Raw genomic sequence first — 22175 nt, forward strand, 5'->3', positions numbered from 1 at the left:
GAGGGAGTGGAGATGGTCAGCCTCATGGTACCTCCAGAACTGCGCAAAGCAGGGGTTCCTAGACCAGTCTCCCCGAAATTGCGCTCGGGTCGGCTGCGGGCTTTCGGCGCAAAGGCGGAAAAGGGCGAGAGTTATCAAACAACCGTCGAGGGTGCCTGGATGTGAGTCCAGCGCGCCGCGTCCTGCTGGTCTATTCCTGTGACGGCGAAGCCGCAGCGTGTTCGGGCGCGGCCGACACAAGTTGCGAGTCTGGCGACTGTACGAGAAGAAGATAGCGCTCAAACTGTACGAGCACGTCCGCGATGATCTGATCGCGTGTCATCCCCATGATGTCGTAACCGCGCCCGCCGCTTGAGAAATAAGTGCGCGCCTCGTACCGATAGTCGGGTCGCGCGGAGTCCAGGGCCGAAAAGGCAGGAAGTCTTTGGGCAGCTGGCATGACACCGTAGATGAAGTCGCGGACGCCCTTGGCGGGGGAACTGAGTGCGACCATGCCATTTTCCTCGACGACCTGGGAGAGTCGATGGGTTCGGGTGAGTTCCTGGGCCACCTGTTCCAGTGCGGGGCGCACCTCTTTAGCGATGAATACATCAACCTCCTGGCGGGTCGGTGCATGCAGCATCAGTGCCAGGCGCCGCTGCCAAGTGAGACCGGTTGCAGGCTGAGCGGAGATGGCAACCGGCCGCGCCGCATGCGCTTCGTTTTGAGCGAGGTCCGAACGCATGCCGACGAAAAGGGCCCATACCAGAGCCAACATGACGAAGGTGAAGGGTAAGGCACTGGCGATAGTCGCCGATTGTAACGCACCTAGGCCTCCAGCGACCAGCAGACCTGCTGCCACGAGCCCTTCCAGTGCACACCAGAATACCCGCTGGGCAGTGGTGGTCTCGGTTTCACCGCCGGCTGCGATGGCATCGACGACCAATGAGCCTGAATCCGACGAAGTGACGAAGAAGGTCGCCACCAGAATGATGGCGAGCGTGGAGGTGACCGCTGGCCACGGAAGGTACTCGAAGAATTGGAAGAGACCGACCGACACGTCCTGAGCGACCTCTGCGGCAAGCCGGCCATTGGCTTTGGTCGTGTCGATGAAGATCGCTGTGTTCCCAAACACGGTCATCCAGAAAAAGGTGAACCCGGCTGGGATGAACAGAACGGCGAAAACAAACTGACGCACAGTACGTCCGCGGGAGATCCGCGCAATGAACATGCCGACGAAGGGCGACCATGAGATCCACCAGGCCCAGTAGAACAGGGTCCAGCTGTCAATCCAGGGCGTGGGCTCATAGGCATAGATATTGAAGGTACGCAGGAGCAGCGTATCGAGATAGAGCCCGATATTCTGGACGAAGTCGCGAAACAACGAGGCGGTGGGCCCAACGATGAGCACGAAGAGCATCAATAAGATGGCAAGCGCCAGGTTTGCCTCCGACAAGATGCGGACGCCCTTGTCGAGACCCGTGACCACCGAAAGAGTAGCACACGCGGTAATTCCAACGATGAGTGCGAGTTGTACGGAAGTACTGACCGGCACACCAAGCAGGTAGCTCAGGCCGGAGTTGATCTGTGTGACACCCAGACCCAGTGATGTTGCGATGCCGAACATCGTGCCCACGATGGCAAAAATGTCGACTATGTGTCCGATGGGCCCGTTGATCCGCTCTTTCAGCAGTGGATAAAGGCCGGACCGTATGGTGAGGGGGAGATTGTATCGATAGCCAAAATAAGCCAGCGAGAGCCCGACGATAGCGTATACGGACCACGCATGAATGCCCCAGTGGAAGAAGGTGACGCTCATCGCTTCGCGCATCGCCTCAATGGACCGTGAATCGGCCGTCGGGGGCGCCATAAAATGAGTGATAGGCTCGCCCACCGCATAAAACATCAAACCGATTCCCATGCCGGCCGCGAAGAGCATGGCGATCCAAGATGAAAACATGAAGTCCGGAACGGCCTCGTCAGGCCCCAGCTTAAGACGGCCGAAACGACCCATGCTCAGAACCAGCGCCGAAGTAAGGAAGATGCCGACGGCCATAAGATAGAGCCAGCCGAAGCCGGCCAGAATGCTGATCTGCAGCTTTCCAAAGATATTGGAGGCGGCATCCGGGAGAATGACACCAATCATCAGAAAGATAGCGATGACGGCCACGGATCCGAAAAAAACTGGCGGATTGATAACAAAGCGACCGAACATGCGCCGGCTTACCCCTGATTATGGCCGAGTTGAGGCTAACTAAACCGCATCTGGCGTAAGAAGGCCACCTGTGGACCAAATTTACGTCGGCAAGAGACATCAAGGGGCAGCTGCTTCACACGCTCCCTAGCAATTGGTTGAACTTGGAATATTTCATGGAACCCTGGGTTAGCTTGTTTGTTGGCTCAGTTTGACAGCATGGTGCGGAGTGAAGAATGAACGGTGCACCGGATGAAATCTTCGAATGGGACGGTATGCCGGGGGATGATGATCTGTCGGAGTTGGAGCTGCTGATGAATGCACTGACTCGTCCTGATGACCGGGCCGTTGCCAACGACGATCACCCCGAAGCAGGCGGATTTCATAGTTAGAACGCCGGTAGCGCAAGTCATGGCAAGGGATTCTCGCCGCCGCGCCAATCGCGTGCGATCTTGAAGGTCCTGACGATCCCTGTCTCTCCGGCCACCGTAATCCGGAGCGCGCGGCTTTCTGGAATGCGCACGATCCAGCCGAGGTCGAGAAGCCGGATCAGCAGTGCCGTGCCGAATTGGCCGGCGAGATGCGGACGACGCTCGCTCCAGTCGAGACAGGTTCGGCACAAGGGGCGTCTGGACCGGACCTCCTTCGCGAGGTCGAGACCGAAAGCCTCGAAAAACCGGCGACCCTCGTCGGTAATCATGCCGGCGCCATCCGCCAGGATGATGAAGCCCTGGGCGCAGAGGCTGTCGGTGATGGCAATGGCAAGTCTTCCGGCCATATGATCGTAGCACGTGCGTGCGATCCGCAGGGCCCTGTCGCGCGGGCCCAGCGGATGATGCCGCTTGGGTCCCGAGGCTGCGACCGCCATCAGCGCATGGATCGCTTGCGCGATGTCCGGTGAGGCAAGCCGGTAATAGCGATGTCGTCCCTGCTTTTCCAGAACGATCAATTTGGCGTCTGCCAGCTTGGCAAGATGCCCGCTCGTCGTCTGCGCAGTGACGCCGGCGTGGCGCGCCAGCTCGCCCGCCGTCAAAGCTTGGCCGCCCATCAGGGCGGCCAACATGTTTGCTCGAGCAGCCTCGCCAATGAGGTGGGCGACCTCGGCAATCGTGTTGCCTGAAGCGACATTTGACATGCCGGAACATTAGCAGATCCGCGACCTGCAATCCTTAGTGATGCTTCGGCGACGGCCGAAACATCGTCAGCTGGTGAAAGGCTAAGAAGGAGAGAGCCACGCGCGAACTAAGGACGAACGATGACGGGCACGCAAAACAGCACTAGGACCAGCGCTCAGCGGTCGCTCCGCGCCATTTCGAAGATTGTCGTGTCTCGGATCGCACATGTCTCATGGTTGCTTCTATGTCATTGGCCCGAGCGCCGTCAGCAGCGCTTGGCGCTCCGCGAGATGGAAGCACATCACCTGGTCGACATCGGCATCACTCGTCGTGAGGCACTGCAGGAAAGCCGGAAACCCTTCTGGCGCTGAACCTGGATCTCCACCCTTCACTTCGAGATCATGCCGAAGTGACGACCGCGGCAAGAGCGCCTACACTCCCTATTCATGTTGGATCTGTGATACTGTGTTCGAAGCATGAGATGCTCACCGTAAGCGAACCGCTTCCGGCTCAAACGAGGAACAACAACATGACAACCCGTGAAGCCAAGGAAAAGGTCGGCTTACCGATCGGCGAACGCCTCGCTATCATGGCGAAGAACAGCAAGGACTCCCCGATTCAGCGCATGCAGCGGGACATCCTGTTGCGCCAGATCGCCATCGTCCAGCGTGAGGATTTGACCAAGGCCGATGCATCCTTTCTAAAAAAGGCGATCGAGCACTTGTTGACTGGCGAAAATCTGGCCGCCGTCGACGGTCATCGCGTGGATGCCCTTGTCATGCGCTATGCACCGCACGTGACCGGCGGCAAGGTCAAGAAGCGTTCTGGCCGCTGAATCGTCCTTGCATGCCCCTTTTGGTCCATGACCAAGCATGTTGACGAAAATGGCCGCTCGTTCTTATTCCGACCCGTCCCACGGTGCGGGAGAGTTTCGTGTCAGCTGCGGTCATCAACCGCCCTTGCCGACTCCGCTCCCGTGCTCTGACCGAACCCCGTCATACCATTGCCGGCTCGCCTTCAGTCGCGCATTGGCCTCTGCCGCAGCGGCACGATTCTGTCCAAGCGCCAGTCTCGCATCCATGCCGTTTCTCACCGCCGGGAGGGGAATGGCCGCCAGAAAGGCGGGCGGCGGAGGTAGGGCGGCAAGGGTGCTGGCGTCATTGGAGCGCGCGCAGCCGGCGCACATCGTCAGCATTGAGCTCGCAAAGGCGGCTCCGCGGGCGGCTTTCCAAATCCCGTGCATAAGTCTGGATCTCCTTCTCTCTTTTGCTGAGCCTGGCTTCGAGCTGGATGCGGATTTTTTCGGCCGTCTTCTCCGCGCGCCGCACCTGCTCGGCACCTTTCGCCAGAATTTCCAATCGCTGTCTCAGCGCGGCCGTGTCACAGCGTGATCGGGCCGCTGAATACCCGCTTCCGTAGATCCAGCCGATGCTGGCGAGTATGGCGGCGGCCAGACCAAGGCTTCGCCCCAACGGCGAGAGGATCAGCGCCATCATGGCGTCCGCCCTGCCCGATGATCGTCGACACGGGCAGCGATAGCCCGAGCCGACAGCACGATGATTGCAGCAGCCCCCGCACAGGTGACCAGCGGCCAGCAGCCGAGCAGCACCTCGGCGGCGTTCCGCAGCACAGCGAGGCCCCGCCCGATGAGACCGGCCGTCTGTTCGATTTGAACCAGATAGGGTTCGGCCGCAGCGACCGCACTACCCGTGCCGACCAGCACGGAGGTGGCAATATTGCCCCGGGCGGCGCGGATGATCCGGGAGCCCTCGGGATGTCCTGCCAGCCGTTCGGCGGCGACGGCCCGTGGCGCCGCCTCGGCCGCGAGCGCCGCCAGCGTCTCGGTGTCAATGTCCTCTGTGAGAGGCAGTCCGCGGTCGGCCTTGAACGCCAACAGAGCCCCTCGGCTGCGCGACCCCATGACTCCGTCGACGGCCCCTACTTCGTGATAGCCCAGGGTCTTCAGCCTCGCCTGAACTGCCCGGATGTCTTGGCCTGCCGCTGGCACAGCCGCCTGACCGGGCCAGCGGCAGGCGATCAACTCGCGGGTGGAGTATTGCGCAACGGACACGGCATTTCCCTGATTGCCACCCAGGACCGTCAGTCGGTCGCCGCGTTGCTCGAGCAGGAAGCCCACATGCCCCTGCCAAGCCTCGCGCCCGCGCTTCAGAATGACGATGGCTCCGTAGCGGGGACTCGCCAATGGCTCCCCATAGGAGAGATATGACCGGGCCGTGAGCGAGCCGGAGCTCGGATAGCCGGCCTCCACCAGGCAGCTGCCGACGAAGGCCGCGCACCACGGGGTGTCCTCGCTCAGGAGTTTTCCGACCGCCTTTTGAAAATAGTTGCCGATGCGAGAATTGTCGCTCGCCCCGGCGATTTCCCGCGTTCCCAGATGGCTACGTGCGATGGCCAGCCATTTTGGCTCTCCGCTCTGGATCTCATCCATGAGAGCACCGGGGAAGAGGTGTCCGCGCCAGCCAAAGCGAATGCGCCGCCGCCGGACCAGTACCGGCGGGCCTTTTCTGTGAGCCCATGATCAAACCTCCTGATGGCCGCCATCATAGTCGCCACGGAGGCTGGGAGGATTACTTCTCCCGCATGTTCCCATTCTGGGGGGATCAGTCCGAACCCAGCAGCCGCTTGGCTTCCATCAGTTCAGTCAGGGCAGCCCGGAGACTGGTCTCGAGCTCTGTGTCTGGGGCATCCGCCCAGCTTTGTGCGACTCCCGCGGCCGCAGGGGCATAATCTCTGCCCGAAACCGCTACAGGGGATCGTATTCCGGGATCGAATGCGGGCCCCGCGGCTTCGAGCATTGGCTCGCGCGGCTCCACCGCCAGCTCGCGGGCTGGCAGGGGCTCCACCTCCGGCTGCGCGGGCGCCACCGTCTGGGCCATGTCCGCGATCGCCGCCACTCCGCGTTCCTTGATGAGCTTCTGCACGCCGCGGATCGTATAGCCTTCGCCATAGAGCAAATGGCGGATGCCCCTGAGCAGCTCCACATCATTGGGGCGATAATAGCGCCGGCCGCCCCCTCTTTTCATTGGCCGGACTTGCGTGAATTTGCTCTCCCAGAATCTGAGGACATGCTGGGGAACATCGAGGTCTTCTGCGACCTCGCTAATGGTTCGAAAGGCGTCTGGCGACTTATCCATCGATCACTCCCTGGAGTGGTCGCATGGCGTCCGACAATTCATGCGCAACTCTATTCCGTCGTCTCGATGCCGTTGATGGAATCCTTGAGCACATGACTGGGCCGGAACACCAGCACTCGCCGCGGCGCAATCGGCACTTCTTCTCTCGTCTTCGGATTCCTGCCCACTCTGGGCGCTTTCTCCCGGACCATGAAGGTGCCGAAAGACGACAGCATCACCGGGCTGCCCTTCACGAGCACGTCTGAGATATGGTCCAGAATGGATTTTACGAGTGCCGCGGATTCCGTTCGCGACAATCCGACCTGACGGTGGACCGCCTCGCTCAGATCGGCGCGGGTGAGCGTTTTCCCGGCCATGTTATGTTCCCCTCGCCTGTTCAGCTCAAACTAGTCCCGGCAAAGCATTGGGGTCAAGCCCGCCCAAGGGTGCCGCATGCCAGGGATTTCAGAATCTTACGCTGCAGCCTTCGCCTTTTGCTCGATCCTGCGTCGGCGTGCTGTCCCCGCAACACCACCTTGGCTTCCTTAACCTGCTCACGACTGTCTGGCAACGGACGAATGCCGCGGATGCGATGCAGCAGCCCAATGCAGGATCGACTTTACCATCGGATCAGAGCGGCCCCCCAGGTAAAGCCTCCGCCCATGGCCTCCACAAGGACCAGATCCCCTCGCTTGATCCGGCCGTCTTTGACGGCGACGTCCAGGGCCAGCGGGATTGATGCCGCCGACGTATTGCCGTGCCGATCGACCGTAATCACCACTTTATCCTCAGGGATGCCGAAGCGTTTGGCCGTGCTGTCGAGAATGCGCTTGTTCGCCTGATGCGGAACGATCCAGTCGATATCCGCCGCCGTCAGCCCCATGCTGTCGAGGGTCTCGGTCATCACTGCGGAGATGTTCACGACCGCATGCTTGAAGACCTCCTTCCCCTCCATGCGCAGGACGCCGACCGTCTTGGTGGTGGAAGGGCCACCATCGACATAGAGTTTGTCCTTGTAACGCCCGTCGGAGTGAAGCTTGGTGGCAATTACGCCGCGCCCTTCGATCCCCTCTGCCTCCTCCACTGCCTCGAGCACGACCGCCCCTGCGCCATCGCCGAACAGCACGCACGTTGTCCGATCGCTCCAGTCGAGGATCCGGGAGAACGTCTCCGAACCGATCACCAGGGCCCGGTTGGCGCTTCCCGTCCGCACCATCGAATCGGCGATCGAGAGCGCATAGACGAAACCGGAGCAGACCGCCTGCACATCGAAGGCTGCACCTCGAACCATGCCGAGCTCAGCCTGCACGAAGGTTGCGGTGGCCGGAAAAGTATTGTCCGGCGTTGAAGTTCCGAGCACGATGAGGTCGATTGACTGAGCCTCCATCCCGGCATCTTGCAAGGCGGCGCGGGCGGCGGCGACGGCCAAGCTGCCGGTTGTCTCTCCCTCGGCAGCCAGATATCGCTGCTTGATGCCTGTCCGTTCCACGATCCACTCGTCGCTGGTCTCGACGATACGGGTGAGATCGTGATTGGAGACGGCGTTTTTCGGCAAGGACGATCCGATGCCCTGGATCACGGCACGACGCATGGATTAAACACCTTCCGCGTTCAACGCCGTCGTCAGACTTGCCTGCGTTGCGCTTTGTTTGGCCGCGAGATCTGCAGCGATTTTATCGATCAGTTTGCTGCGCGTCGTTTCGACCGCAACATCGATGGCCGCAGCAAAGCCGAAGCCGTCGGTGCCTCCATGGCTTTTCACCACGATGCCGTTGAGGCCCAGGAAAACGCCGCCATTCTTGGTTCTCGGGTCAAGTCGCGCCCGGAGGGCATCGAAAGCGCCACGAGCGAAGAAATAGCCGAGTCTCGTCATCCAGGTCCGGTTCATGGCCTCGCGCAGGTAGCCGGTCAGCAATCTGACCGTACCCTCTGCCGCCTTCAATGCGATGTTGCCGGTAAATCCCTCGATGACGAACACGTCTACGGTGCCCTTGCCGATGTCGTCGCCTTCGACGAAGCCGTAATACTCGATCGGAAGTTCTGCCTCACGCAACATTTTCCCGGCTTTGCGAACCTCCTCGACGCCCTTCATCTCTTCGATGCCGACATTGAGCAAGCCGACGGTTGGTCGCTCCATGCCGAGCATGCAGCGCGCCATGGCCTCACCCATGATGGCATAGTCGAACAATTGTTCGGCATCGGCCCCGATGGTCGCTCCGAGGTCGAGCACGACGGAATCGCCGCGCAAGGTGGGCCATAGCCCGGCGATGGCGGGGCGCGAGATGCCCGGCATTGTCTTGAGGATCACCTTTGCCATGGCCATCAAGGCTCCGGTATTGCCCGCCGACACGGCGACGTCAGCGCGGCCGGTGCGAACGGCGTCGATGGTCATCCACATGCTGGAATTATGCCGGCCTCGGCGCAGGGCCTGACTGGGCTTGTCCTCCATCGCCACGGCCACGTCCGTATGCACGACTTCGGATCTGTCCCTGACCCGCGGATATCTGGCGATGATGGGGTCCAGCTTTGCCTGATCACCGAACAACAGCAGGCGGATTTCAGGCCAGCGCTCGAGGGCGAGGTCGGCTCCCGGCACCACCACCTCGGGTCCCCGGTCGCCCCCCATGGCATCGAGCGCGATGGTCAGAGGACGCGGCATGGATGCGAAAATGTCATGGACGGCATGTCTACAGCTTTAGAGGGTTTTGGCGCGGTCGTCGCCGCTGAGCCGCGGAACATTACGCATTCGCCCGAGGGAGACAACTGGAAACTAGAAATCGAACTCGTCCTGCCCTCGCGATCCGGCCCATCGATCATGTATCGCTGTTATCCGCATCTGCACGCTTTTTCAACGCGGCCAGAGTTGCAAAGGGTCCCGGCGGCACCTCGGTCGCCTGTCCTAGCACGTATCGGGCATCGACGGCGGCATCTGCTTTTCGGGGATAGGGATCGAGCGCTAGGGCAAGTTCTTCAACCACCACCTCGCCCAGATCCACGACATTTCCCTCTATGGCTTGCGGCGGCTCCTCCTCATCCGCATCGATGAAGAGCTCACCCTCCTCGACCGCTGCTATGGCCTTGGCTGGCAGGAAGTAGCGCTCGAACTTTTCCTCGTAAGTGAGCACCAGGGGCTCCAAAGTGACGACACAGCTTTGCTCGACCTCAGCGTGAAATGCCCCGCTGACATGGAGGCCGCCTTTTTTCCAAGGCAGCACAGTCGCCTCGGCCCGCAATGCGTACACGTCGAGAATCCCAAGCCGCTGCGCGACAAGCCGACACTCCGCCTGTGTGGCCATCACGCTTTCGTCCCCACCCGCACCGATTCGCTCGACCATGATCGGCCGGGAAAATTCACTGTCCATGAGCGACCCCTTCCATGGCTCGTGAGGACTTTGCCTTTTCCGAATCATGACATGACCTCACGGCTGGGAATACGATTCTTCCCTCAAGAATTCCCGCGATGCCGACCGACCTCAGGAAGTGGTCCGCCCTGATCACATAATCTGCCAACTCAGAGGCACCGGCCTTGTCGGTGAAGTGGATGTTACGCGCCAGCACTTCGGTGGCGGCCACCCTCGGATGCTCATCCGCAAGGGCTGCATCGAGGGCCTTGCCACGTCCGTAAAAGGCTTCTGCGAGCTTTCTGACCTTCTTTCCTACAGACAGATCGGCGACTCCCAGCTCGCGCAGATTATGGTCGAAATCGCTGAACATAACGGCGCAGAGGTCCTCGCCCAGGGCGCTACTGGGTCCCTCATCCTGCCGCAGTCGACGGAGGGCCAGAACCACATGCAGAACCACGAGTTCGAAACGGCCTTCAACCGTATCCGGCACATGGAAATGCGTATAGAACTCAGGCTGCCGCGCCTGCGCCACAATAGTCTCATAAAGGGCACGAGGGGTCCTGCTGCGGTGGTGTCGTCCGAACAGTCTGTTGAGAATCATCATTCCTTGCCGGCGGTGCTCGTCCAGGACCTGTCGCTTGCCAAACGCCTGTTGTCCAGGGTAACTCACGTTGCAGCAGCAACTAAGATCGGGTCATTCACCCAACAAGTAAAGGGATCGCTTGCGTGGTCAATCCTTCAAGTCAGTCTCGCCGTGCGGTGCTTCGTAACGGATTGCTTGCCTTGGGGCTAGTCGGCCTCACCGCGGCATGCAGCCCTGTTGTTGATCATCGCGGCTATCTTCCTCATGGCGATGACCTGAAAAAGGTACAGGTGGGCATGAGCAAGACTGAGGTGCAGGCTCTGCTCGGCAGCCCGTCCACCTCCGCCACGGTGAATTTCCAGGGTGATAGCTACTACTATATTTCCGATACGGTTGAGCAGGAGGCATTTTTTCGCCCCACCGTTGTTGATCGGCAAATCTTCGCGATCCGCTTCACCCGCACCGATCAGGTTGAGAGTTTCGCTCTTTACGGGCTGGAGGATGGCCGGATCATTGACTTCAATACCCGCCAGACCCCAACCCGCGGCAAAGAGCTGACGCTGCTGCAACAGCTCTTCGGCAATATCGGCAAGTTCGATCCAGGCGATACCGGAGACAGTCGTGGCCCCGGCGGATCGATCAGCGGTAGTCCGTTCTAGGAATGATATTGGTTCGACCTCTGGTGGAAGAGGGCCGACGAAGCGAATTCCAAGAAGCTGTAATCCTCACCATTATAGTTGAGCTGGGGGATTTGGCGGACGATATCTTTCAGCGTCCGCCATGCATCCTCCCGCGAGGCGCCAGCCTCGCTGGCGGCACGCAACATCGCCATGGCATATTGCCATTTCTGCGTCGAGCCGCTGTCGAAGCCGCCGCCGTGCTCTAGCATATGGCTGAGGGCATCGAGTTCGATCTTGCGGAGATTGGAAGTCATGGCCATGAGCGCACACCTTTCGCAACAGGGTTCAATAGCCAGCAGCATGAAATAAATCCGTTGTTACAACCTTAACGTTCATAGAGTCGCGAACGCATCAGCATCACCGCACTGAAACAAAAACCCCCGCGGGGAAATCCCGCGGGGGTCTGAATGACGCCGAGCAGCCTGTGGCTTATGCGCTGTGCGCCAGAACGGCCAGCAGCAGCAAGGCAACGATGTTGGTGATCTTGATCATCGGATTGACCGCCGGACCCGCCGTATCTTTGTACGGATCTCCGACTGTATCGCCCGTCACCGCCGCCTTATGGGCTTCCGAGCCCTTGCCGCCGTAATGCCCGTCCTCGATGTACTTCTTGGCATTGTCCCAGGCGCCGCCCCCAGCTGTCATGGAGATGGCCACGAACAGGCCGGTCACGATGACGCCCAGCAGCATCGCGCCTACAGTTGAGAACGCCGCGTTCTTGCCTGCGATCGCGTTGATCACGAAATAGACCACGATCGGCGACAGCACCGGCAGCAGCGACGGCACGATCATCTCCTTGATCGCCGCCTTGGTCAAAAGGTCGACCGCGGCCTTGTAGTCCGGCCGGTCCTTGCCCTGCATGATGCCTGGCTTTTCGCGGAACTGCCTGCGCACCTCCTCCACGATTGCGCCTGCCGCGCGGCCCACTGCCGTCATGGCGATGCCGCCGAACAGATAGGGCAACAGGCCCCCGAGCAGCAGCCCCACCACCACATAAGGGTTGGAGAGCGAGAATGTAATTTCGCCGACGTCTCGGAAATACGGATACTGCTCGGCATTGGCCGTGAAAAACTGCAGATCCTGGGTATAGGCGGCAAACAGCACCAGCGCACCGAGACCGGCCGAGCTGATGGCGTAGCCCTTGGTCACGGCTTTCGTTGTATTTCCCACCGCATCAAGAGCATCCGTTGTCTTGCGCACATCGGCCGGCAAATCCGCCATTTCGGCGATGCCGCCGGCATTGTCGGTCACCGGTCCGAAGGCATCCAAGGCCACTACGAGCCCTGCCAGTGATAGCATTGTCGTGACCGCGATTGCGATCCCGAACAGTCCAGCCAAGCTGTAGGTGACGATGATGGCGCCGATGATGACCAGCGCCGGCAGCGCCGTGGCCTCCAGCGAGATCGCCAGACCCTGGATCACATTAGTGCCATGCCCCGAGACCGAGGCCTTGGCGATCGACTTCACCGGCCGATAATTGGTGCCGGTGTAATATTCCGTGATCACGATGATGAGCGCGGTGACGACGAGGCCCGCGGCGCCGCACCAGAAGAGGTCAAGACCGGTGAAAGTCACCCCGCCGGCAGTCATCTCGGTGGACATGCCCACCATATAGGCGGTGATCGGCCAGAGCGCGATCAGCGACAGGACGCCGGTGACGATGATGCCTTTGTAGAGGGCTCCCATGATCGACTGGCTGGATCCGAGTTTCACGAAGAATGTTCCGATGATCGAGGTGATCACGCAGACACCCGCGATGGCCAGGGGATAGACCATGGCCGCGGTCGACATTGCCGTCCCGGCGAAATAGATCGATGCCAGCACCATGGTGGCGACGATGGTCACCGCGTAAGTCTCGAACAGATCCGCTGCCATGCCCGCGCAGTCGCCGACATTGTCGCCGACATTGTCGGCGATCGTGGCCGGATTGCGTGGATCATCCTCCGGAATGCCGGCTTCGACCTTGCCCACGAGATCGCCACCCACATCCGCACCCTTGGTGAAGATGCCGCCACCGAGCCGCGCGAAGATCGAGATCAGCGAGGCGCCAAATCCGAGGGCGACCAGGGCATCGATGACCAATCGGTCGCCTGGCGCATAGCCGGCAAACTGCGTGAGCACCATGAAGTAGACGGCAACCGCCAGCAGCGCGAGCCCGGCAACCAGCAGCCCCGTGACAGCGCCGGCCCGAAAGGCGATGCTGAGGCCAGAGGCAAGGCTGACGCTGGCGGCTTGCGCGGTGCGGACATTCGCCCGGACCGACACCAACATTCCGATATACCCCGCAGCGCCGGAGAGCACCGCGCCGACGAGAAAGCCGACCGCCACCAGCAGGCCGAGCAACCAGGCGACAATGATGAAAATCACCACGCCGACGATGGCAATGGTCGTGTACTGCCGGGCCAGATAGGCCATGGCGCCTTCTTGGATCGCGCCCGCGATCTCGCGCATGCGGGCATTGCCCGCATCCGCAGCCATCACCGATTGGATGGCCCAGACCCCATAGACGATCGACAGCGCCCCGCAGGCGATGATCAGCCAGATTTCGAGACTCATAATTATTTTCCTGAGGTTCCCTAGATTTCCCCTCCGCCTGATAAGCTCCGGAACGAAAGCCCGCGGGCGAGCTGCCCGTGTTTACCTGGCACTGAGTGCGCGGATGATCGCCGAATTTCCTATGGCGACGCAACACTTATGGAATTGCGATGAACTCTTTTTCGAAAATCTTCGGGAACCGGGACCGAATGGAGGGCTGGAGGAGGCACTGAGTGCCTCGAAAAGCGGCGGCCGGCGCCTCATTGCACTTCCCGGCCGACCCCGCGCCCATGTGATTTCTTCAACCAGAACAGCATCGCCAGCACCACCAGAACCATGGGAAAAATGGCCAGATTGACGGCCGTCCATCCTAAGCTGCTGAGCAGTTTTCCAGACGAGAGCGAGGCAATGGCGACGGTAGTGAACACGGCGAAGTCGTTGACCGCCTGCACCTTGTTCTTTTCCTCCGAGCGATAGCAGTCGGTCACCATGGTGGTGGCGCCGACAAAACCGAAATTCCAGCCGACCCCCAGGAGAATCAGTCCCACGGTGAAATGTCCCATGCCGATTCCGCTCACGCCGGTGGTGGCCGCAGCCGTGAGCAGCAGCATGCCGGCGGTCATCACACGCGGTGCGCCGAAGCGGTTGATCAGATGGCCGGTGAAGAAACTTGGCACATACATCGCCAGTACATGCCATTGGATGACAAAGGCGGCAGCGTTGAAGCTAAGGCCGCATCCGACCATGGCGATAGGGGTAGAAGTCATGACGAAGTTCATCATGCCGTAACTCATCATACCGGCGACGATTGCCGCGATCAGCCGCGGCTGCCTGAGCAAGGTGCTCAGGGGACGGCCGCTTCCCATGCTGTGGCTCGTCTTCACGTGCGGAATGTTGATGAGGCTTAGAATTCCCATGGCGAGGATGGTGAGCCCGGCACTGGCCACGAAGCAGCCGGCAAACAGCACGGGCGCAAACAGGTCCCGCGTTGCCATCACCAGGAACGGCCCGATAAAGGCGGAGGCGACCCCGCCGATCATCACCCACGAGATGGCCTTGGCCTTGAATGATTCGCGCGCCGTATCGACGACCGCGAAGCGATAGTACTGACCGAAGGCTTGGTAGCTTCCACAGAGCAGAGTCGCGATGCAGAACATCTCGAAGCTCTGCACCAGGATCGCATAGGCCGCGAGCAGAGCACCACCCAGGCCGATCAGCGCCCCGAGCAGGAACCCCGGCCGTCGTCCTATTTTGCCCATGAGCAGCGACGCCGGGACGGTGCTCAGCGCCGTTCCGATGACGAATGTCGAAGCCGGCAGTGTGGCAAGGCCCTGATCGCTTGCAAGCATGCTGCCGACAAGGCCCGCATTGGTGATAAGGATGACAGTGCTGGACGAATAGAGCGCCTGCGCCACCGCCAGGAGGAACGCGTTTCGCCGCGCGGCGGCATCGGTGGTTGGCTGTACGGAATTCATCGGCCGGACACTAATCCTAGCGATATCCGCAGGGAAGCAAGAAGCGACGTCTCGCCGCCTCTATTTGAAGTGGCTGTAGGAGCCCTGCGCAAAATGCAGCACTTCGCCCTGGGCGCCGATGAGTTGCGGTGGTGTTGTCCCGGGGACCAAGTCGCCGATGGCCGTGACCTTGACACCGGCGTTGTCAGCCGCGGCCTCGAAATGATCAGCATCCTCCGGCGGAACGCTGCACAGGATCTCGTAGTCGTCGCCCCCCGTGAGACAGGTCTCCAACAGGCCCGGAGTCTTGCTAATGAGCCGGGTGGCCGTTTGGCCGAGGGGGATCCGCTGGGCATCGATCCGTGCAGTGAGACCGGATGCCCAGCACAGCAGACCGAGATCTCCCACCAGCCCATCTGAAACGTCCATCGCCGCGTGAGCGTGTGCTAACAGTGCAGGCACAAGATCGACCCTTGGCTCCGGCAACCAGTAGCGTCGCCGCAGATCATCGTCATCCGTCTCGATCCGGCCCTGGAGAGCGGCAAGTCCGAGGGCGCTGTCGCCGATGGTGCCGGAGACATAGACGATGTCGCCTGCCCTTCCCCCGCCGCGGCGCAGAATGCGGCCCTGGGGCACGTCACCGAAGGCGGTGACGGTCAACGTTAGCGGCCCCGGTGTCGCCACCGTGTCGCCGCCCATCAGCGTGCATCCGAATCGCGACTGATCCTCGGCCAGTCCGTCAGCAAAGCGCTGAATCCACGCTTCATCCTGGTCTTCGCTGAGAGCGATCGCCAGTACATAGCCGCGAGCTTTCGCCCCTTTCGCCGCGAGATCCGAAAGATTGACCCTGAGCGCCTTCTTGGCGACCAGTAAGGGATCGTCTGTCGACAGGAAATGCACGTCTGCCACTAGGCTGTCGACGGTGATGACCACGTCCATGCCTGGTTTCGGGGCATAGGATGCGGCGTCATCCTTGAGACCCGCCGCTCCGTCATCGCCCTCAGCCAGCGGAGCAAACACTCTCTGGATGAGCGCCTGCTCCCGCGACAGGGTCATGGGCGCCTCGCGACCCGCGTCGTCTCCACCGGTCCGTTGCCCCGGCTCATCCGAATTCTTTCTCCCGAGCGCTGCGGCCAAGCCGATCCAGCACCCCGTTGACGAGACGGGGTTCGTCGGTGCCGAAGAAGGCGTGCGTGACCTGGACATATTCGTTGATCACGACCCGCACCGGCACGTCGCGCCGCGATGTCAGCTCGTAGGCGGCGGCGCGCAATATGGCGCGCAAGGTGGCGTCGAGCCGATTGAGCGCCCATCCCTCCGCGAGCACCGCATTGATCATGGGATCAATTGTCAACTGTTCACGAAGCACTCCGGTCACCAAGTCGCGGAGAAATGGAAAATCCGCCTCGCCGCATTGCCCGCCTTCGAAATCCTCCCCCAGTCGCGTGGAGCCGAACTCGGCCAGCACATCGGCGAGTTCGGAATGGGCCACGTCCATCTGATAGAGAGCCTGTACCGCCCCCAACCGTGCTGCCGTACGCGGCATCAAGGTCTTGTCGCGGGTCGTTTGTGCCGGTTCGCTCATCATTCTAACCTTGCAGCTCGGCCCTCAGCCGCGCCATGTGGATCGCAGCCATCGCGGCCGCGCCTCCCTTGTTCAACTCGCCCACGCGCGCCCGGGCCCAGGCTTGCTCGTCGTCTTCCACGGTCAGGATGCCATTGGCGATGGCCAGCCCCCGATTGACCGAGAGATCCATCAGCGCCCGCGCCGATTCATTGGCGACGATGTCAAAATGATGGGTTTCCCCGCGGATTACGCAGCCCAGCGCGACATAGCCGTCAAAGGCCTGCCGCCGTCCGTTCTCTACATAAGCGATGATGGCTGGAATTTCGAGCGCTCCCGGGACGGTGACGAGCTCATATTCGCCCCCCTCTGCCTCGATGGCGGCGACAGCGCCGCGCACCATCTCGTCTAGCAACTCATCGTAAAAGCGCGCCTCGATGATCAGAATGCGCGGAAAGGCCATGGGAAACATCCGTCGGGTTGCGCGGCCTGGGATCTAGGCCGTCTCGTTAAGGCGGGCCACATAGCGCGCCATGGTATCGATCTCAATATTCACTTTATCGCCGGCGGTGATCTGTCCCCAGGTGGTGACCTCTTGCGTATGGGGGATGATATTGACGCCGAACAGGGACCCGTCGACCTCGTTCACCGTCAGCGAAGTTCCATCCAGGCAAACGGATCCCTTTGGAGCGATGAAGCGCGCTAGAGCGTCGGGTGCGCGGAACCGGAAGCGCATGGACCCGCCCTCGGGTTCACGTCCGACCACCGCAGCCATGCCGTCCGCATGGCCCGTGACGAGATGACCTCCCAGCTCGTCACCTATCCGCAGCGCGCGTTCCAGGTTGATCCGCGTGCCGATGCGCCATTGGCCCAGCGTCGTCACATCCAGCGTCTCCTTGGACGCCTGCACGACGAAATAGCTGCGGTCCATCTGATAGGGACCGGTTTCGATCACCGTGAGGCAAACGCCCGAGCAGGCGATCGAGGCTCCTAGCGCGATGGTGGCGGGGTCATAATGACAGGCGATGGTCAGGCGCCGGTCGCCCGCATCCTCTTGAGCGACCAATTCGCCGATATCGCTTACGATGCCTGTGAACATGGGATGCCTTCAAACGAGCCGATGGTGTTAGCCGGATGTCGCGGCCGCCCTCACATAAACCGTCAGCCGGTCTTCACCAAACCATTCTTCCTCGTTAAGCGCGAAGCGCGCAGACTCGGTAATGCTTTTGATGGGTGTCCCGCCCAGCGCATCGACGGCCTCGTCCCCCAGTTCCTTCCGGGAGGTGAACAGGGCCACCTCATCCACCAGATCGGCGGCAAGCAGGCCGGCTGCGATCTGCGCGCCGCCTTCCACCATCACCCGGCCCACGCCACGGTCGCCAAGCGTCGCCAGAGCTCGTCCGAGATCGACTCTTCGCCCCTTGCCTTCGCCGCAAACCAGGATCTCGACACCTGCCGAAAGCAGCGTCTCGGCCTCCCAATTGTCGGGCTCGCGCGCGCTGAGAATCCACACGGGAGTTTTGCGTGCTGTGGTGGCCAGCACCGATCTGGGCGGAATAAGTCCTTCGGAGGCCACCACCGCCCGGATGGGTGACCGATCGCCCAGTCCTGGCAGACGACAGGTGAGCGCCGGATTGTCGATGAGGATCGTGTTGCGACCGACGAGGATAACGTCGGATTCGGCGCGCATCAGGTGGCTGCGCGCCCGTGCTGCCTCGCCGGTGATCGTGGTGGAAACCCCAGGCTGAGCCGCAATTTTTCCGTCCGCCGAGACGGCGAGTTTGAGAATCATGTGGGGCCGCCCCAGTGTCATGCGGGTGAGGAATCCGACCATGTCCTGGCGCGCCTCAGCCGCCATCACCCCGGTGACGACCGAAATGCCCGCCTCCTGCAGCATGGCATGCCCCCGTCCCGAGACCCGCGGGTCGGGATCGACACAGGTTGTGACGACGCGAGCAACTCCCGCCTCTGCCAGTCCTTTTGCGCAGGGCGGTGTCTTGCCGTAATGGGCACAGGGCTCCAGGGTCACATAGGCCGTAGCGCCTCGCGCCTTCTCGCCGGCATGTTCCAGAGCGACCTGCTCGGCATGGGGGCGCCCACCGCGCCCGGTCCAGCCCACAGCGATGATCTGTGGCGGCGTAAAGCTTTCGTCCACGATCAGGCAACCGACCGCTGGATTGGGACCGGTATTGCCGATGTTGCGACGACCCAGGCGCAGGGCCAAAGTCATGAAATGAGCGTCATAGGGACGAATCTCGGTCATGGGCGAGCTTCCAGCAGGCTTTCGGCTCATTCCCGGTTCTCGTCGACCGGCCGCTCCCCATCCCCGGACAATTCCCCGAGCAGCTCCTCGAAATCCTTGGCCTCGCGGAAGTTCTTATAGACCGAGGCGAAGCGGACATAGGCGACGTCGTCAAGCGCCTTCAGCGCCTCCATGACGAGCTTGCCGACCGTTTCGGAGCGAACCTCGTTTTCACCGAGGCTCTCGAGGCGGCGCACGATGCCGCTGGTCATGCGTTCGACCCGATCTGGGTCGACCGGCCTTTTCCTGAGGGCGATCTGCAGCGATCGAACCAGCTTGTCCCGCTCGAACGGCACCCGTCGGCCCGAACGCTTCAGCACCATGAGCTCGCGCAGCTGCACCCGCTCGAACGTCGTAAAGCGCCCCCCGCAATCGGGACACGATCTGCGTCTTCGGATGGCCGAATTGTCCTCGGTCGGGCGCGAATCCTTCACTTGCGTGTCGGTGTTCCCGCAATAGGGACAGCGCATCCCTTCCCGCCTTTCCGCTGATCGTGTCAGCTATAGATCGGAAACCGACCGGTGAGTTCGAGGACCTTTTGCTTCACTGCGGCCTCAACCTGCCCGTTCCCCTGCTCGCCATTGCGCACGAGCCCGTCGAGCACTTCCACGATCATCTCACCCACATGGCGAAATTCTGCAACCCCGAAACCGCGCGTCGTGCAGGCGGGCGTCCCCAGGCGGATGCCGGAGGTGATGGTGGGCTTCTCTGGATCGAAGGGCACGCCGTTCTTGTTGCAGGTGATGTTGGCTCGACCCAGGGCCGCCTCGGCATCCTTGCCCGTGAGCTTCTTCGGCCGCAGGTCCACGAGCATGAGATGCGTGTCCGTACCGCCCGAGACGATGTCGAATCCCGCCTCGGCGATCACCGCGGCGAGAGCCTTGGCATTGTCGGCGACGGCTTGGATATAGTCTTTATAGTCCGGCCGCAGCGCTTCGCCGAAGGCCACGGCCTTGGCGGCGATCACATGCATCAAAGGTCCGCCTTGGAGGCCAGGAAACACCGCGGAATTGATTTTCTTCGCCAGGCCCTCGTCATTGGTCAACACCATACCGCCGCGCGGTCCGCGCAACGTCTTGTGTGTCGTCGTCGTCGCGACATGGGCATGGGGGAAAGGGCTCGGATGGATGCCGGCCGCGACGAGACCCGCGAAATGGGCCATGTCGACCATGAAGTATGCGCCAACCATGTCGGCGATTTCGCGAAAGCGCTTGAAGTCGATGATCCGGGGATAGGCCGAGCCTCCCGTGATGATGAGCTTCGGCTTGTGCTCACGCGCAAGCCTTTCGACCTCCTCGAAATCGATCTGATGCGTATCTTGGCGCACGCCATACTGGACGGCGTTGAACCACTTGCCAGACTGGTTCGGCGCCGCGCCATGGGTCAGGTGTCCACCCGCCGCCAGGCTCAAGCCCAGAAAAGTGTCGCCCGGCTGCAGCAGAGAGAAGAATACTGTTTGGTTCGCCTGTGCTCCCGAATGCGGCTGCACATTGGCGAAGCCGCAGCCGAACAGCTCCTTGGCGCGCTCGATCGCCAGGGTCTCGGCGACATCCACATACTGACAGCCGCCATAATACCGCCGGCCCGGATAGCCTTCCGCATATTTATTGGTGAGCACGGAGCCCTGAGCCTCGAGCACAGCCTTGGAGACGATGTTCTCCGAAGCGATGAGTTCGATCTCATGCTGCTGGCGACTGAGCTCCTGAGAGATCGCTGCAGCGATCTCTGGATCCTGCTCGGCGACGCTCCCATGAAAAAAAGCCTCTTCGACGGCGCGGGCTTCGCGACGGGCTGAACTGGACATGGGCCGAATTTCCTATGGTCTGCAGGATGGAAACTGTGGATCGCCACTTAGCACAGGACGCCCCGGCGTCAAAGCCATGCTGCTCAACCGGGGCCCCTCGGGTCACCTTCCCGGAGAGGCTGCTGCAGAAAGCGCGAGGGGCGCAGATGCACAGCCTACCAGGTCATCCGCCGGGCGGTGCCGCCTCAGGCGGCGCGGTCGAGAGCCAACCGCTGCCAGAGCATGTCGATAGCTACGACCACTGCGGCGATGTCTTCGTCCTTATGCAGGGGCGAGGGCGTCAGGCGGAGCCGTTCCGTGCCCCGCGGTACGGTCGGATAGTTGATCGGTTGCACATAGATCGCAAACTCATCCATCAACTGGTCGGTCAGTTGCTTGCATCGGGAGGGATCGCCCACCATCACCGGCACGATGTGGCTCGGCGTCTCCATCACCGGTAATCCGCGCTCTCTAAGCGCTGCCTTGAGCTGCCGAGCGCGCCTTTGATGCTGCCGGCGCTCCTCCTGCGAGCCCTTGAGATGCCGGATGCTCGCTACGGCCCCGGCCGCGAGAACCGGCGCCAGTGAGGTCGTGAATATGAATCCCGGCGCATGACAACGAATGGCGTCGATGATCTCGGCCGAGGCAGCGATATAGCCGCCCATCAGGCCGAACGCCTTCGCCAGCGTGCCCTCGAAGATGTCGATCCGATCCAGCAATGCCTCGCGCTCCGCGATCCCGCCGCCCCGCGGCCCGTAAAGGCCGACCGCATGCACTTCGTCGAGATAGGTCAGCGCCCCATGCTGCTTGGCGACGTCGCAGATCTCAGCGATGGGCGAGATGTCGCCATCCATGGAATAGACGGATTCGAACGCCACGATCTTGGGCCGGGACGGGTCGAGAAGTCTCAGGCGTCGGTCCAGATCGGCCACGTCATTATGGCGAAAGATCTGCTTGTCCGATCGCCCCTGGCGGATCCCTTCGATCATCGAAGCATGATTGAGTTCATCCGACAGGATGACGCAGTTCGGCAGCAGGCGTGCGAGCGTCGACAGTGCAGCCTCATTGGCCATATAGCCGGAATTGAACAGCAACGCGGCGTCTTTGCCATGCAAATTCGCAAGCTCGGCTTCAAGTTCCACATGGTAGCGCGTGGTGCCGGAGATGTTGCGCGTGCCGCCTGAGCCGGCTCCGGCGGCATCGATGGCTTCATGCATGGCCCCGATGACTTTCGGATGTTGGCCCATGCCGAGATAGTCATTAGAGCACCAGATGGTGACTTCGCGCATCCCGTCCGAACTGTAGCAGTGCGCTTTGGGGAAACGGCCGCGGATGCGCTTGAGGTCCGCGAATTCTCGATAACGACCCTCGCCTTTTAGACGGGACACTGCGGATGCGAAATGGGCGCTGTAATCGACCATGAGCCTCTCGAGGAGTGGTTCGTTTTGCGGCCGCCCTGGGGCTTTGCCGCGCGATGCCCCCTGCACCTAGCACAGGCGGCTTGAAGG

General features: G+C 61.4%; 26 protein-coding genes. 4 read left to right on the forward strand and 22 right to left on the reverse strand.

What is annotated here, in order from left to right; all coding sequences use genetic code 11:
- Positions 1–190 precede the first annotated feature (190 nt).
- Entirely contained in the window at positions 191–2194 is a 2004-nt protein-coding gene (locus tag FKM97_RS07400) for a BCCT family transporter (protein ID WP_144291773.1), read from the reverse strand.
- A 215-nt stretch (positions 2195–2409) separates the two neighbouring features.
- On the opposite strand from FKM97_RS07400, the gene FKM97_RS26240 reads away from it, so the two are divergent.
- Entirely contained in the window at positions 2410–2565 is a 156-nt protein-coding gene (locus tag FKM97_RS26240) for a hypothetical protein (RefSeq protein WP_170240807.1), read from the forward strand.
- Between the two features lie 17 nt (positions 2566–2582).
- Here the strand turns inward: FKM97_RS26240 and FKM97_RS07405 are convergent, their stop codons facing one another.
- On the reverse strand, positions 2583–3308 hold the full coding sequence (locus FKM97_RS07405; protein WP_144291774.1) for an ArsR/SmtB family transcription factor: 726 nt from the start codon (positions 3306–3308) through the stop codon (positions 2583–2585).
- Between the two features lie 120 nt (positions 3309–3428).
- Here FKM97_RS07405 and FKM97_RS07410 point away from each other — a divergent pair, with 120 nt between their 5' ends.
- Both FKM97_RS07410 and FKM97_RS07415 read left to right on the forward strand, forming a co-directional pair.
- Complete coding sequence (locus FKM97_RS07410; RefSeq protein ID WP_144291775.1) at positions 3429–3659, forward strand: DUF1127 domain-containing protein; 231 nt, start codon at positions 3429–3431, stop codon at positions 3657–3659.
- A 110-nt stretch (positions 3660–3769) separates the two neighbouring features.
- Positions 3770–4123, forward strand: coding sequence for a hypothetical protein (locus FKM97_RS07415; protein ID WP_144291776.1), 354 nt, complete (start codon positions 3770–3772; stop codon positions 4121–4123).
- Between the two features lie 114 nt (positions 4124–4237).
- Here the strand turns inward: FKM97_RS07415 and FKM97_RS07420 are convergent, their stop codons facing one another.
- The 9 genes from FKM97_RS07420 to FKM97_RS07460 form a co-directional block, all read right to left on the reverse strand.
- Entirely contained in the window at positions 4238–4483 is a 246-nt protein-coding gene (locus tag FKM97_RS07420) for a hypothetical protein (RefSeq protein WP_144291777.1), read from the reverse strand.
- Positions 4446–4784: a hypothetical protein gene (locus FKM97_RS07425; protein WP_144291778.1), complete on the reverse strand. Its 339-nt coding sequence runs from the start codon at positions 4782–4784 to the stop codon at positions 4446–4448. Before FKM97_RS07425 ends, FKM97_RS07420 begins: the two co-directional genes overlap by 38 nt.
- A complete protein-coding gene (locus tag FKM97_RS07430) occupies positions 4781–5737 on the reverse strand; it encodes a C40 family peptidase (RefSeq protein WP_144291779.1) in 957 nt (318 codons plus the stop codon). Before FKM97_RS07430 ends, FKM97_RS07425 begins: the two co-directional genes overlap by 4 nt.
- 172 nt (positions 5738–5909) lie before the next feature.
- A complete protein-coding gene (locus FKM97_RS07435; protein WP_144291780.1) occupies positions 5910–6443 on the reverse strand; it encodes a MerR family transcriptional regulator in 534 nt (177 codons plus the stop codon).
- 50 nt (positions 6444–6493) lie between these two features.
- A complete protein-coding gene (locus FKM97_RS07440; RefSeq protein ID WP_144291781.1) occupies positions 6494–6799 on the reverse strand; it encodes an integration host factor subunit alpha in 306 nt (101 codons plus the stop codon).
- Positions 6800–7041: 242 nt separating this feature from the next.
- Entirely contained in the window at positions 7042–8013 is a 972-nt protein-coding gene (locus FKM97_RS07445; protein ID WP_144291782.1) for a beta-ketoacyl-ACP synthase III, read from the reverse strand.
- A gap of 3 nt (positions 8014–8016) precedes the next feature.
- Positions 8017–9081 carry a phosphate acyltransferase PlsX gene (plsX, locus tag FKM97_RS07450; RefSeq protein WP_144291783.1) on the reverse strand — a complete coding sequence of 355 codons (1065 nt, stop codon included), beginning with the start codon at positions 9079–9081 and terminating at the stop codon, positions 8017–8019.
- A gap of 154 nt (positions 9082–9235) precedes the next feature.
- Complete coding sequence (locus FKM97_RS07455; RefSeq protein ID WP_170240808.1) at positions 9236–9784, reverse strand: DUF177 domain-containing protein; 549 nt, start codon at positions 9782–9784, stop codon at positions 9236–9238.
- Positions 9774–10298: a ubiquinol-cytochrome C chaperone family protein gene (locus tag FKM97_RS07460; protein WP_170240809.1), complete on the reverse strand. Its 525-nt coding sequence runs from the start codon at positions 10296–10298 to the stop codon at positions 9774–9776. Before FKM97_RS07460 ends, FKM97_RS07455 begins: the two co-directional genes overlap by 11 nt.
- A 194-nt stretch (positions 10299–10492) precedes the next feature.
- Here FKM97_RS07460 and FKM97_RS07465 point away from each other — a divergent pair, with 194 nt between their 5' ends.
- Positions 10493–11008 (forward strand): outer membrane protein assembly factor BamE, encoded by a 516-nt coding sequence (locus tag FKM97_RS07465; protein ID WP_144291786.1) that lies wholly within the window; start codon positions 10493–10495, stop codon positions 11006–11008.
- Here FKM97_RS07465 and FKM97_RS07470 read toward each other — a convergent pair.
- The 11 genes from FKM97_RS07470 to hemA all read right to left on the reverse strand — a co-directional run bounded on the left by FKM97_RS07470 (position 11005) and on the right by hemA (position 22088).
- Positions 11005–11289, reverse strand: coding sequence for a hypothetical protein (locus FKM97_RS07470; protein ID WP_144291787.1), 285 nt, complete (start codon positions 11287–11289; stop codon positions 11005–11007). The two genes, FKM97_RS07465 and FKM97_RS07470, sit on opposite strands and share 4 nt — an antisense overlap.
- A 169-nt stretch (positions 11290–11458) precedes the next feature.
- Entirely contained in the window at positions 11459–13585 is a 2127-nt protein-coding gene (locus FKM97_RS07475) for a sodium-translocating pyrophosphatase (protein ID WP_144291788.1), read from the reverse strand.
- A 239-nt stretch (positions 13586–13824) separates the two neighbouring features.
- Positions 13825–15039, reverse strand: coding sequence for an MFS transporter (locus tag FKM97_RS07480; protein WP_144291789.1), 1215 nt, complete (start codon positions 15037–15039; stop codon positions 13825–13827).
- Positions 15040–15099: 60 nt separating this feature from the next.
- Entirely contained in the window at positions 15100–16074 is a 975-nt protein-coding gene (thiL, locus tag FKM97_RS07485; RefSeq protein WP_144291790.1) for a thiamine-phosphate kinase, read from the reverse strand.
- A gap of 46 nt (positions 16075–16120) precedes the next feature.
- Complete coding sequence (gene nusB, locus FKM97_RS07490; RefSeq protein ID WP_144292157.1) at positions 16121–16603, reverse strand: transcription antitermination factor NusB; 483 nt, start codon at positions 16601–16603, stop codon at positions 16121–16123.
- Between the two features lie 4 nt (positions 16604–16607).
- Entirely contained in the window at positions 16608–17045 is a 438-nt protein-coding gene (ribH, locus tag FKM97_RS07495; protein WP_144291791.1) for a 6,7-dimethyl-8-ribityllumazine synthase, read from the reverse strand.
- A 33-nt stretch (positions 17046–17078) separates the two neighbouring features.
- Positions 17079–17681 carry a riboflavin synthase gene (locus tag FKM97_RS07500; protein ID WP_144291792.1) on the reverse strand — a complete coding sequence of 201 codons (603 nt, stop codon included), beginning with the start codon at positions 17679–17681 and terminating at the stop codon, positions 17079–17081.
- 27 nt (positions 17682–17708) lie between these two features.
- Complete coding sequence (ribD, locus tag FKM97_RS07505) at positions 17709–18845, reverse strand: bifunctional diaminohydroxyphosphoribosylaminopyrimidine deaminase/5-amino-6-(5-phosphoribosylamino)uracil reductase RibD (protein ID WP_246104984.1); 1137 nt, start codon at positions 18843–18845, stop codon at positions 17709–17711.
- Between the two features lie 26 nt (positions 18846–18871).
- Complete coding sequence (gene nrdR, locus FKM97_RS07510; RefSeq protein WP_144291794.1) at positions 18872–19354, reverse strand: transcriptional regulator NrdR; 483 nt, start codon at positions 19352–19354, stop codon at positions 18872–18874.
- A 26-nt stretch (positions 19355–19380) separates the two neighbouring features.
- A complete protein-coding gene (gene glyA, locus FKM97_RS07515) occupies positions 19381–20688 on the reverse strand; it encodes a serine hydroxymethyltransferase (protein ID WP_144291795.1) in 1308 nt (435 codons plus the stop codon).
- A 185-nt stretch (positions 20689–20873) separates the two neighbouring features.
- A complete protein-coding gene (hemA, locus tag FKM97_RS07520) occupies positions 20874–22088 on the reverse strand; it encodes a 5-aminolevulinate synthase (protein WP_144291796.1) in 1215 nt (404 codons plus the stop codon).
- Positions 22089–22175: the final 87 nt, after the last annotated feature.

Source organism: Rhodoligotrophos appendicifer, assembly GCF_007474605.1.
GTDB classification, from domain to species: Bacteria; Pseudomonadota; Alphaproteobacteria; order Rhizobiales; family Im1; genus Rhodoligotrophos; species Rhodoligotrophos appendicifer.

Coding starts and splice junctions, on each gene's coding strand:
- FKM97_RS07400 (WP_144291773.1), bottom strand. CDS start 2,194: ATGTTCGGTCGCTTTGTTATCAATCCGCCAGTTTTTTTCGGATCCGTG.
- FKM97_RS26240 (WP_170240807.1), top strand. CDS start 2,410: ATGAACGGTGCACCGGATGAAATCTTCGAATGGGACGGTATGCCGGGG.
- FKM97_RS07405 (WP_144291774.1), bottom strand. CDS start 3,308: ATGTCAAATGTCGCTTCAGGCAACACGATTGCCGAGGTCGCCCACCTC.
- FKM97_RS07410 (WP_144291775.1), top strand. CDS start 3,429: ATGACGGGCACGCAAAACAGCACTAGGACCAGCGCTCAGCGGTCGCTC.
- FKM97_RS07415 (WP_144291776.1), top strand. CDS start 3,770: ATGCTCACCGTAAGCGAACCGCTTCCGGCTCAAACGAGGAACAACAAC.
- FKM97_RS07420 (WP_144291777.1), bottom strand. CDS start 4,483: ATGCTGACGATGTGCGCCGGCTGCGCGCGCTCCAATGACGCCAGCACC.
- FKM97_RS07425 (WP_144291778.1), bottom strand. CDS start 4,784: ATGATGGCGCTGATCCTCTCGCCGTTGGGGCGAAGCCTTGGTCTGGCC.
- FKM97_RS07430 (WP_144291779.1), bottom strand. CDS start 5,737: ATGGATGAGATCCAGAGCGGAGAGCCAAAATGGCTGGCCATCGCACGT.
- FKM97_RS07435 (WP_144291780.1), bottom strand. CDS start 6,443: ATGGATAAGTCGCCAGACGCCTTTCGAACCATTAGCGAGGTCGCAGAA.
- FKM97_RS07440 (WP_144291781.1), bottom strand. CDS start 6,799: ATGGCCGGGAAAACGCTCACCCGCGCCGATCTGAGCGAGGCGGTCCAC.
- FKM97_RS07445 (WP_144291782.1), bottom strand. CDS start 8,013: ATGCGTCGTGCCGTGATCCAGGGCATCGGATCGTCCTTGCCGAAAAAC.
- plsX (WP_144291783.1), bottom strand. CDS start 9,081: ATGCCGCGTCCTCTGACCATCGCGCTCGATGCCATGGGGGGCGACCGG.
- FKM97_RS07455 (WP_170240808.1), bottom strand. CDS start 9,784: ATGGACAGTGAATTTTCCCGGCCGATCATGGTCGAGCGAATCGGTGCG.
- FKM97_RS07470 (WP_144291787.1), bottom strand. CDS start 11,289: ATGGCCATGACTTCCAATCTCCGCAAGATCGAACTCGATGCCCTCAGC.
- FKM97_RS07475 (WP_144291788.1), bottom strand. CDS start 13,585: ATGAGTCTCGAAATCTGGCTGATCATCGCCTGCGGGGCGCTGTCGATC.
- FKM97_RS07480 (WP_144291789.1), bottom strand. CDS start 15,039: ATGAATTCCGTACAGCCAACCACCGATGCCGCCGCGCGGCGAAACGCG.
- thiL (WP_144291790.1), bottom strand. CDS start 16,074: ATGACCCTGTCGCGGGAGCAGGCGCTCATCCAGAGAGTGTTTGCTCCG.
- nusB (WP_144292157.1), bottom strand. CDS start 16,603: ATGAGCGAACCGGCACAAACGACCCGCGACAAGACCTTGATGCCGCGT.
- ribH (WP_144291791.1), bottom strand. CDS start 17,045: ATGGCCTTTCCGCGCATTCTGATCATCGAGGCGCGCTTTTACGATGAG.
- FKM97_RS07500 (WP_144291792.1), bottom strand. CDS start 17,681: ATGTTCACAGGCATCGTAAGCGATATCGGCGAATTGGTCGCTCAAGAG.
- ribD (WP_246104984.1), bottom strand. CDS start 18,845: ATGACCGAGATTCGTCCCTATGACGCTCATTTCATGACTTTGGCCCTG.
- nrdR (WP_144291794.1), bottom strand. CDS start 19,354: ATGCGCTGTCCCTATTGCGGGAACACCGACACGCAAGTGAAGGATTCG.
- glyA (WP_144291795.1), bottom strand. CDS start 20,688: ATGTCCAGTTCAGCCCGTCGCGAAGCCCGCGCCGTCGAAGAGGCTTTT.
- hemA (WP_144291796.1), bottom strand. CDS start 22,088: ATGGTCGATTACAGCGCCCATTTCGCATCCGCAGTGTCCCGTCTAAAA.